This is a genomic window from Grimontia indica, from assembly GCF_000333895.2.
GTDB lineage: Bacteria > Pseudomonadota > Gammaproteobacteria > Enterobacterales > Vibrionaceae > Enterovibrio > Enterovibrio indicus.
In genome coordinates, this window is sequence record NZ_ANFM02000076.1 from 1 (window position 1) to 970 (window position 970).

Consider the following 970-nt stretch of genomic DNA (forward strand, 5'->3'; position numbering starts at 1 on the left):
GGGGTACTGGCCTCGGAGACGTTGCCGGCCACATCAGTGACCGTGGCGGTGACGGAATAATCCCCGTCCACAAAGCCGTCAGTATCAGACAGGATGTTGGTGGACACTGTCATCACGATCGGATCGGTGCCGTTCCAGTCTGAAGGGATCAGGGTGTCGACGGTTTCTGAAGTGCCGTCAGGTTGGGTGACGGTGAGGGTGATAGTGTCACCGGCCAGCGTGCCAGTCGGTACGGCTACACTGACCTGCACGCCGTCACTGGCTTCGGCTTCACTGACGCCATCGGCGGCTTCAGCAATGGTGAGTACTGGGGCTTCATCCGTGCCGCCCGCACCGGTACCTTCACCGGCCGCAGTGGTGTCCAGCGTAAAGCCGGTAGGGGTACTGGCCTCAGAGACGTTGCCGGCCACATCGGTGACCGTGGCAGTGACGGAATAATCCCCGTCCACAAAGCCGTCAGTATCAGACAAGGTGTCGGTGGACACTGTCATCACGATCGGATCGGTGCCGTTCCAGCCTGAAGGGACCAGGGTGTCGACGGTTTCCGAAGTGCCGTCAGGTTGGGTAACGGTGAGGGTAATGGTGTCACCGGAGACTGTGCCAGTCGGTACGGCTACACTGACCTGCACGCCGTCACTGGCTTCGGCTTCACTGACGCCATCGGCGGCTTCAGCAATGGTGAGTACTGGGGCTTCATCCGTGCCGCCCGCACCGGTACCTTCACCGGCCGCAGTGGTGTCCAGCGTAAAGCCGGTAGGGGTACTGGCCTCAGAGACGTTGCCGGCCACATCGGTGACCGTGGCGGTGACGGAATAATCCCCGTCCACAAAGCCGTCAGTATCAGACAAGGTGTCGGTGGACACTGTCATCACGATCGGATCGGTGCCGTTCCAGTCTGAAGGGATCAGGGTGTCGACGGTTTCCGAAGTGCCGTCAGGTTGGGTGACGGTGAGGGTAATGGTGTCACCGG

General features: G+C 61.0%; 1 pseudogene. It reads right to left on the reverse strand.

What is annotated here, in order from left to right:
* Positions 1-970 (reverse strand): annotated as a pseudogene (locus D515_RS24580) (hypothetical protein); the annotation flags it as partial.